This is a genomic window from Chroococcidiopsis sp. [FACHB-1243] (assembly GCF_014696895.1).
In the GTDB taxonomy this organism is placed as follows: domain Bacteria; phylum Cyanobacteriota; class Cyanobacteriia; order Cyanobacteriales; family Chroococcidiopsidaceae; genus Chroococcidiopsis.
This window is the reverse complement of sequence record NZ_JACJQX010000094.1, coordinates 1-8,847: the sequence shown is the minus strand read 5'-3', so window position 1 is coordinate 8,847 and position 8,847 is coordinate 1. Positions and strand designations below refer to the sequence as shown.

10 protein-coding genes and 1 pseudogene are annotated in these 8,847 nt (G+C 44.3%); 10 read left to right on the top strand and 1 reads right to left on the bottom strand.

Features of this window, described 5'->3' with window-relative positions:
- Positions 1 to 486 precede the first annotated feature (486 nt).
- The 10 genes and pseudogenes from H6G17_RS31355 (at position 487) to H6G17_RS33750 (ending at position 7,561) form a co-directional block, all read left to right on the top strand.
- Positions 487 to 1,491, top strand: a complete 1,005-nt coding sequence (locus tag H6G17_RS31355; protein WP_192162510.1) for a bifunctional DNA primase/polymerase — start codon at positions 487 to 489, stop codon at positions 1,489 to 1,491.
- Entirely contained in the window at positions 1,488 to 2,024 is a 537-nt protein-coding gene (locus H6G17_RS31350) for a hypothetical protein (RefSeq protein WP_192162508.1), read from the top strand. The genes H6G17_RS31355 and H6G17_RS31350 overlap by 4 nt, the downstream gene beginning before the upstream one ends.
- A 9-nt stretch (positions 2,025 to 2,033) precedes the next feature.
- Positions 2,034 to 2,201, top strand: coding sequence for a hypothetical protein (locus tag H6G17_RS31345; protein ID WP_192162506.1), 168 nt, complete (start codon positions 2,034 to 2,036; stop codon positions 2,199 to 2,201).
- A gap of 70 nt (positions 2,202 to 2,271) precedes the next feature.
- Positions 2,272 to 3,559 (top strand): annotated as a pseudogene (locus H6G17_RS31340) (ISKra4 family transposase).
- A 22-nt stretch (positions 3,560 to 3,581) separates the two neighbouring features.
- On the top strand, positions 3,582 to 3,860 hold the full coding sequence (locus H6G17_RS31335; RefSeq protein ID WP_192162505.1) for a hypothetical protein: 279 nt from the start codon (positions 3,582 to 3,584) through the stop codon (positions 3,858 to 3,860).
- Between the two features lie 44 nt (positions 3,861 to 3,904).
- Complete coding sequence (locus H6G17_RS31330) at positions 3,905 to 4,669, top strand: hypothetical protein (RefSeq protein WP_192162504.1); 765 nt, start codon at positions 3,905 to 3,907, stop codon at positions 4,667 to 4,669.
- Positions 4,666 to 5,466, top strand: coding sequence for a hypothetical protein (locus tag H6G17_RS31325; RefSeq protein WP_192162503.1), 801 nt, complete (start codon positions 4,666 to 4,668; stop codon positions 5,464 to 5,466). The genes H6G17_RS31330 and H6G17_RS31325 overlap by 4 nt, the downstream gene beginning before the upstream one ends.
- A 96-nt stretch (positions 5,467 to 5,562) precedes the next feature.
- The gene (locus H6G17_RS31320) at positions 5,563 to 5,793 is read left to right on the top strand and encodes a hypothetical protein (protein ID WP_192162502.1); all 231 of its coding nucleotides are present in this window, start codon (positions 5,563 to 5,565) and stop codon (positions 5,791 to 5,793) included.
- Positions 5,794 to 6,485: 692 nt separating this feature from the next.
- Positions 6,486 to 6,956, top strand: a complete 471-nt coding sequence (locus H6G17_RS31315) for a hypothetical protein (protein WP_192162501.1) — start codon at positions 6,486 to 6,488, stop codon at positions 6,954 to 6,956.
- Positions 6,953 to 7,561, top strand: coding sequence for a PIN domain-containing protein (locus H6G17_RS33750; RefSeq protein ID WP_192162500.1), 609 nt, complete (start codon positions 6,953 to 6,955; stop codon positions 7,559 to 7,561). The genes H6G17_RS31315 and H6G17_RS33750 overlap by 4 nt, the downstream gene beginning before the upstream one ends.
- Before the next feature lie 183 nt (positions 7,562 to 7,744).
- Here the strand turns inward: H6G17_RS33750 and H6G17_RS31305 are convergent.
- Positions 7,745 to 8,847 (bottom strand): VWA domain-containing protein (locus H6G17_RS31305; protein WP_242038701.1); only part of this gene is annotated, 1,103 nt, incomplete at its 5' end.

The following is an 8,847-nucleotide window of genomic DNA, read 5'->3' as shown; positions in this document are numbered from 1 at the left end:
TACACAACGTCAACCACACGTTGTACAAAACTTTTTTCGTGAGAAACATGTTGCTTACTCCGCTGCCTAAAACTGTTCACCATTCTATGCTCTGGTTAGTAATTACCTAATAAAAAAGAACTTTATTCAAAAAAATGTAGTTAAAACTCATATATTGTTAATTTTATGCTATTAAATTATCTCGATCAAACGGTATTATTAGCTTTAATTGCTGTTGTACTGACTGTGGGCTGCCATCAAACAGCTGAAGAAGTTGGTAGCATACACCATGAAGACGATCTAAAAATAAGTAGAGTAGCTTTAAACTTAACTGCTGTAACCCCATACATATCTTATTAGATAAGAATACAATATACATTTTCGGCTGCGATCGCCACAAATAGCTGAAGATGTATTCAGCTTGCAGTTGTTAAATAGCAAAGCGACTATTGCAGTCAACGAAAATGGCTGTGCCATATTTGCAGTGCATAAAGTTGCATTTCAAATATGAATGCAAAAGCTATCGATGCCGTTATTTCTACCCTGGAAATTCTGCCAACACACTGGCATCTCGTACCTACGCACTGGAAAAGACCTTTAGGCTATCGCTGGGAACAACGACCGTTTACTCCCAAACAGTTGCAATCGGAACTTGCTTCTACAGGTAAAGTTCGAGTCCTCGACCGAAGAGAAGGCTTCACCCAAGTATCGCCTACAGGTGTTGCATTGATCTGCGGTGCTAACGCTCGCGAATTCATAATTGCTGTCGATTGCGATGGCATCAGTGCGTATAAACAAGTCCTAACTTCCAACTTCTCAAATGAAAACAATAAAAACTCCAAATTCGCTAACTTTTCACCCGATGAAATTAAAAATGCTGCCCTTGCTTACTTACCAAATACGGTTGCTTTCACGTCAGGTCGCCCTCATAGAGCGCAATATCTCTACCGTATACCCTTGCATCTCTCCTTCCTTCCAGAAAATCTCAAGTCCAGGCGCATTTATACTAGAGAACGAGAATGTTTGGAGTTGAGAGGGAAAAATCTATCTTCCGTACTCCCACCTTCTGGACATCCTCAAGGATATTGCTATCAGTGGCTTCGAGGTTGCAGTCCGAGCGAAGTTGAAATTGCCAATGCTCCAGACTGGATCGTTGGCAAAATGCTCGTCAGTGCCGAGAAAACTAGACGGTATGCTCGCAACAGTACGAGCATTCGCCAGCATTGCGTTACTGATAGGTACGCTCACCTCTACCCAGGTATCGACGGCAACATCGAGCAAGCACTGATTCTGCTGGAAGTCATCCATCCCAAATTTGCCGATAGTTATGACACCTGGCTTTATGTTGGCATGGCACTGCATAGCGTTAGTCCTACCCTACTAGCTAGTTGGGAGCGATGGAGTCAACTCTCCCCCAAATACAAACCTGGTGAATGCCAATACAAGTGGAAAACCTTCAACAAATTTGGCATCACTATTAAAACTTTATACAGATTAGCTTATCTATCATGACTGCACCTACTGACAACAAGCAATCCGCTGGCAGTTCTCCCCATTCTACCGCTGACGATCCTGAAGAATTAGCTCAATTGGAATTAGACGATGAAGAACCTAGCGATGGTGTTGCACCCTCTAGCAGCCTAAACACCTTTGCTTCCACTCCATCGAGTAAAACCGACACGAAAACAACCGAATCTGTATCCTCCGTACAAGACAAGTTTGACTTTGACAGAACTACCATCGTCGTCAACTTGCAGATACTACCGCTGCATGAAAATGAGAGGAAGCTACTGATAGCAGTTGGCATTGCTGACGAACCACCTCTGTTGTTCGGCTCGACTCTCAGCGCCTTGGAAGCAAGCAGTTTACCACTCGTGCAAGCGATCGAAAAACTGAAAGAAAATTTGCCGCAGATGCAAGCTCGCTCTTCATCACGCCAGCAATCTCAGCCAAAACAAGTTCCAACTCGTCAAGTTGTCGTACCCGACTTACCTCAAGCACCTGTAGCGCGACCGTCTGACCTAAATCAACTCAAATTATTTTAGTACACCGATATGAAATACGTCTTGGTTATCGAAGGTCAAGAAACCCCATTAGATGAAAGCATTGCAGCAAACGATGATGTTCTCCGCACCACCATTGCTGCCTATATGCCCCAGCTAGCAAATGCAGAAATTCAACGCCGAACCGAGGGCGATACGGTACGCATTCAAAGGGTATGACCAGATATTGATGTGAGAAAAAAACCTGGTATGCTCTAGATAAAGCAGGTACAGGTGGAGAGATCGGGTCATGAGTGTAACAATTGTAGAAAGCAATGCTGAGTTTGTCACACTCCAGCTCGTAGTGCCATTGCAAAAGACATTTTTAGAAACAGAAGAAACACTCCAATCAGTGTTGAATGAGGCAGGAACTAAAGCGAGTGGAGAAGCACTTAAACAGTTTGATACTGATGGTTCCCCGATTGAGAGTGGGGGAATGCGTTGGACTCAGTAAAGGAAAATTACCCAAGACTTATCAAACCCCATATGGAATGGTAGCTCTAGAGCGCCATGTTTATCAAAACAGTGATGGGGGGAAAACCCTTTGTCCATTAGAAGTGGATGCTCGCATCATCATCACTTCGACACCGAAGTTCGCACAACAAATCAGCCATAAATACTCCCAGATGAGCAGCGTGCGGTTAGTAGAAGACTTGAGAGAGAATCATGGGCGCTCGTGTCATCGGTCGTTTGTGCAAACCTTGGCAGAAGCTGTCGGCACCATTGCCCTATTCAAGGAAGAAGATTGGCACTATCAAACACCAAAGCTACCGATGGCAATTGAGGCAGTGAGTGTTGGGGTGGATGGAACGTGCATGTTGCTGTGTGAAGATGGATGGCGGCAAGCAATGGTAGGGACAATCAGTTTGTACGACGCTTTAGGAGAACGTCAACATACGACCTACATTGCTGCTGCGCCGGAACATGGACGAGAGATATTTCTTTTACGGATGCAACGGGAAGTCGAACAAGTAAAGCGATTATACCCTGATGCCCATTATCAAGGATTAGCCGATGGCGCACCGGAGAATTGGACGTTTCTAGAGCCACTCACCCATAGCCAAGTGTTAGATTTTTACCACGCGACGCAGTATCTGGGTAAAGTTGCCAAAGCCATCCACCCTCGCAGTGTTGAATATCAACAAGCCTGGATGGATACCCATTGTCACATTCTCAAACACTCTGTCGGTGCCGCCACTCGTTTGTTAACAGAAATGGAAGCAGTTGAGACAAAACGGCTATCTGAGCCAGTGCGTTCTGGATTGCTTGATGCTATCACCTACTTTCGTAACCACCATCACCAAATGCATTATGCCGAAGTTGTTGCCTGGAATTTACCGATTGGTTCGGGAGTCACTGAATCAGCATGTAAGGTGATTGTCAAAGCACGTTTGTGTGGTGCCGGAATGAAATGGAAAGAACGTGGTGCTGGGATTGTCTTAAGTTTGCGAACCTTAACTTACACTTCAGGTCGATGGCAGCAATTCTGGTCAAAAATTAATCGCTATGGTTTCACTCTTGCTGAATCCCTACATTAAATTTCGGTCACACTCCATTCAAATGCTCAAACGTGCGGGGACTAAAGGTTCTGTCGCAGTAGTTTGCCAAGAACTTGGCGCTGCACCACCGCAACTCAATCCGGCTTTATCGCTAGTTTGGCAGATCGAACAATTAAAACTGCAAAAAGATTTAGATCTAACTGCTTTGATTGCTTTACAGCCGCAGATTGAAGCAGCATACACCAACGGTCAAAAGTGGGAAGTTGCGATCGCCAGAGCGAATTTAGATTTGTGTCGCGCCCCTGCTACCCCTGCCCGAATTATGCCAAAACTCATCTGAATTAAACGTGCAGCCAAATAATGGCTGCATAACATCAATTATATATGTATGTAGTATCAGCATCGCTATCATCTTTTAGCCAACAAATTCTGCAATACCGCACCCCTGTAACCATTACCGATGCTCTCGAATACCTGCAAGATTTAGCTGGTAAAACTCAACTTCTCCATCTCTACCAAAAAGTTTTTCCTCAAGAGTGGCAAGCATCTAAAATTCCACTAGATCGACGCACGTTTGATAGCGTTTACTGCGACCAAGAAATCGAATTTTTACATTTAGTCAACGAACAACTTTTTGCCATAGAATTATGGGAGGAATTTGAAACTACTACCTCAAGAGAGTACGAAATACCAATACTACCTAAAACTAACGATTGGTGGTACGAAGATCTAGAAGATTTAGAAGACTGCGACCAATTCTTACTCTCGCTACTCGGATTTGGTTACGACTTGGAAGTTTGGTCAGAAAAGTTTGGTTTTACTCCCAAACGCTTACCTCCTGCCGACACAATCGATCTAGAGTGGTTCCAACAACTTTGTGCCGAACAACCGCATCCTCTTTGCTATTTATATGAGGCGATCGCCCTAATTGACAAAAGCACTGGCTGTATCTGGTGCGATGTTAGCACGGAAGTCTGTGAAAGCTTAGCTTGGACTCATGAAAATATCATGTTTCTAGCCGAGCAATGGCAGATTGCCAACAGTTATTGGGACAAAGCCGCAGCACTGGGTGAATGGATTGAGAGCGATGTCGCTCATAGAAAAGCCGCCTTTGAACTCTGGAACTGCGCTACTTCATCAAAACCATGACTCAAGCATCAGAAATTTCTATAGCTACTTCAGAAGTAGGAACCCACAATTCAACTAAGACAACGGGATCTACAACCCCAACCGTGCTACAACTGCCGCAGCTATCAGCAATGGCGATCGCTCGTACCATCGCCCATACCGTTCCAGATGACGAAATTCTAGGACATTTACTCATTCTACGCGGACAATACATCTTCGTGAGCAAAACTCAAGATGGTGTTGAATACAAACCAGTTTCGCCTGAAGCTGTTGCAGCTGCATTCAGCACGCCAGCTCTAGATTCAGGATGGTTGTCAAATCATATTGTCAGATGGGGTAAAGGTAAAAACGGCGAATGGGTTCTGCTCTATTTTCCACCGCAAAAATACAACATTCTTCTCCAAAATGTAGATAACCAATCTTTGCCACTCGCCGTGACTTTGCCTGCTTTGCTATTCGTGGGAATCGGCAGAACTTACTATATTTGGGCAATGAAAGGTAGCTCGTTCGACCCAGAGGGCAATTTGTACGCAGCTCCCCTACCCAACGTTATGGGAGAAGGAAGTATCTGCTTCGGCAATAATTTAGTACCTCAGTGCAATTCACAAAACATTGTTGAACTCTGGCATTTATTCTGGAGCAGCCCGTTTAACAGCGATGCTGTCAGCCACAAATCAACACAATTTCCAGAAGATATCCGCAACCAACTCATGCTGCTGCACGATAAAAAAGCCAAGCGCTATCCTGCCAGCGACCTCGTTCTCAATCCTAGCTGTTACAAAAAAACGCCAAACGATATTATCCGAAACCTTTTCTAAACTGTTTGCATTCAACACAGCGATCGTTGCACTGAGTATTTTTTTCCCTCTTACCGCTAGTAGGAGGGAATTATTTTAATTGGAGAGAATTTAGTTATGAAACGAGAACAGCAACAAAAAGCGCAATTGGTAATGCTACCAATTCCAAAAGAACAACTTGCTAATTTTATTGGCAAGCAAATACATCTAGCTTGGGCTAAACAAGGCTGTACTTGGAGGCTGCTGCGGATTGAGGGCGATCGCATCTATTTAGAAACGCCTAAGACAAAGAAATTGTTGGTAGCGAAAGCCAGCGATGCCATGTACACTCGTCGGTATGAAAGATAAGTCACACTTATCTTATATAAAGGTAGTGCTATACTTGGCAAAACTTAAGCTATAAGTTGTCCGAATAGCTAAGAAATGGTTTCAGTCACTAACCTCAATGGGTACTCAGTTCTGGTAGCTTAGATGCTGCACCTCCATCTCCACTCAAATGGGGTAGAGCTGCTAAGATTGGGACGACACTAACCGATATCAGCATCAGTAATGTTGGGAAGTTTCTCAGGTGTCGATCCTACCTATGCGACAAAATTGACCAGACCTCAGAGTAAAAAAGCTTTTCGGTGCTATGTCCTTCGCGATCGACAATCGAGTGCGACAACTACGTTCAGCATCGCTTACGCTGCTTACTATAGTTAAAGATGGAAGAAATTGCACGATATTTGCTATTCTATGTTTGCGATCAAAAGCTAAACATAAGGATGAAAAAAAATGAGTAAAAAACCCGAAAAATGATTAATTTTTCTAAAAAAAGCTATTGTATCGAACGCAAACTGTACGTGTAAAACTACTATTTAAGAAGGAATTTGAGAATGTTTTCTTCATAAGAGACGAATTTTTTTAACAAAACTATTAACCAGTAAGGCAGGCTTTTTTTAGATATCTTTATGTAAGTATCTTGTCATCGCTGCCCTTGACGAACAGCTAGTGTTTTGCGTCAAAATAGTAGTGTATTTGATTTCTCATATGAACTTATTATGTCTGTTAGAGCCGATTTAGGGTGGGATTTAGCAGTTGACAACCGCAACGGTCAACTAGTTCTGGCTGTTGAAGTCAAGCGCAAAACCAACGTATCACCCCAGTGGGCAGCAAGCCTTCGGCGCAATATCCTGGCACACGAAACTTTTCCAAAAGCCCCGTATTTTCTGATGGTCTTTCCAGATAAATTTTACTTATGGACTGATACAGAGGCTCATCTAGAGCAGAGTGAACCTACATACGCTATCGATTCACGTCCTATTCTTCAGCCTTACTTTGAACGGGCAGGGGTGAGGGAAGAACAAATCAGTGGACAAAGCCTGGAACTAATTATTGCATCTTGGTTGGGAGAGATAATTCACTCGGAGAAATTGCCGGAGGATGTAGCTGCCCAGCAGCATTGGTTGATTGATTCAGGACTGTATGCTGCCCTAGCCGGAGGAAAGTTTGAGCATGAGGCAGTTGCGTGAATATTTATGTCGAAACAAATTTTGTTTTAGAGCTTACCTTCGAGCAAGAACAGAGTGCAAGTTGCGAACAAATCCTACAAATGTGTGAAGCAGGGCAAGGACATTTGATTATTCCAGCATATTGTCTTGCGGAACCGCATGAAAAACTGAGTCGCCAAGCACGGAATCGCCGAGAGCTGCAACGATCGTTGGATGCTGAGTTGCGTCAACTTTTACGTACAACTTCTTATGCTAGTCGGATTAAGAGCATTCAAGATATTGCTAGCTTAATGGTGCAAAGCAATGAAGAAGAACGACATCGCTTTATCCAATGTCGAGAAAGACTGCTCAAGGTGGGAGAAATTGTGGCGCTTACCGCTGACATCTTGAACGAAGCAGCGTCTTATGAAACTACTTACGATCTAACACCACAAGATGCGCTTGTTTATGCATCAGTTATGACTCATCTACGACGCGATCGGCCACAGCAGGCGTGTTTTTTGAATCGAAACTCTAAAGACTTTGATAGTCCTGACATCGTTGACGAACTCAACCAGTTCAACTGTAGAATGATTCCACGATTCGATCGCGGCTATAGTTTTCTTCAATCGCAACCATTGTCGTAGCAGGTCAAAGCATAGCACAGCCTCTGAAGTGATGAGGTGAAGAGTTTTTTCAAACCACTTAGTTTGACTATCTCTCGCTCTATAACGGAGATTTTTGGTTCGCGCCCAACCACCTTGTTTAGACATATTTCCCAATCAGATATTTAGATAGTGAGTTGTTGATCTAGCAGGTGAGAGCGCGAACTATAGCAAGAATAGCTCTTCGATCGCTACCTCATCGCTGATGAGATCTCTAACAACCCACACGCGATCGCAAAACTGCTTAAGGAGCCGTTCGCCCGCGCCACCGATTAAGACTCCATAAATATTAAACTCTCGCTGTTGTTTCTTGACTTTTAACTGTTCCAAAAATTCCCGCTCTAGATCGCACTTGCCGTCTGTAACCATAACAATATCTGCCTGTTTGAACTTTTGCTGCTGCTCAATACATTCGGTAGCAGATAATAAAGCTGGCTCCCAGGCAGTGCCGCCACCATTGTAAAAAGCCAGCATCGACTCCAGCAGTCGAGAAAAGTCATGATGATGGGGTGGAAAATCATCAACTCGACAAACTCTAGTTGCAAAATGGATGACGCGCAAGTGCCGTCCCTCTCGCTGGGCAATTTGTCCTAACACTGCCGTCACTGCTTTTGCCCAAGTGTCGGGCAATCCATCCATCGAACCAGAGGAATCCAAGCACACCACCAACGGTCCTTTGCATTGCTTCTCCTTCCCTCTCGTCTTGTATTGCAGTAGGGAGCGATCGTAATAGGAGAGCGCAAACAGAGGGAAGAGGTCGGGAGCGGAGAGTTTCTGGAGTTCGCTGGGCAACAACCGCGACAAGTTATTTCCTAACTCAATCGTCGTTATCTCCCCAAAGGCATCTAGAGCTTGGCTGCGACGCTTGCGTTCGGCAATTTGTTGCAAACGTCCGGCAACAACAGCGATCTGCTTGAGCTTGGTATTACTTGCGATCTTCTGAGCTAGCGCCATTTTTTCGGCGCTGGAGACGCTCCGTTCTCCACCGATTTCATTTCCCCAGCTCAAGCCCAGCATCTCCAACCAGCCAGATGCTTCGCTCAATTTTTCATCGGCAGCACTTAGTGCTGCCCTCAGCATTTGCCTGACTTGCGTTTCATCGAGACTAGCTGCATATTGTTGCGCTTGCCATACAGCTTGTTTTCCCTCCTGTTGTAGGAGTTGGATTACTAACCAGAGCATAGAATGGTGAACAGTTTTAGGCAGCGGAGTAAGCAACATGTTTCTCACGAAAAAAGTTTTGTACAACGTGTGGTTGACGTTGTGTA

Bases quoted from the DNA above. Each gene is read 5' to 3' on its own strand.
- H6G17_RS31320 (WP_192162502.1), top strand. From the start codon at position 5,563: ATGAAACGAGAACAGCAACAAAAAGCGCAATTGGTAATGCTACCAATT.
- H6G17_RS31355 (WP_192162510.1), top strand. From the start codon at position 487: ATGAATGCAAAAGCTATCGATGCCGTTATTTCTACCCTGGAAATTCTG.
- H6G17_RS31330 (WP_192162504.1), top strand. From the start codon at position 3,905: ATGTATGTAGTATCAGCATCGCTATCATCTTTTAGCCAACAAATTCTG.
- H6G17_RS31325 (WP_192162503.1), top strand. From the start codon at position 4,666: ATGACTCAAGCATCAGAAATTTCTATAGCTACTTCAGAAGTAGGAACC.
- H6G17_RS31350 (WP_192162508.1), top strand. From the start codon at position 1,488: ATGACTGCACCTACTGACAACAAGCAATCCGCTGGCAGTTCTCCCCAT.
- H6G17_RS31315 (WP_192162501.1), top strand. From the start codon at position 6,486: ATGTCTGTTAGAGCCGATTTAGGGTGGGATTTAGCAGTTGACAACCGC.
- H6G17_RS31335 (WP_192162505.1), top strand. From the start codon at position 3,582: ATGCTCAAACGTGCGGGGACTAAAGGTTCTGTCGCAGTAGTTTGCCAA.
- H6G17_RS31345 (WP_192162506.1), top strand. From the start codon at position 2,034: ATGAAATACGTCTTGGTTATCGAAGGTCAAGAAACCCCATTAGATGAA.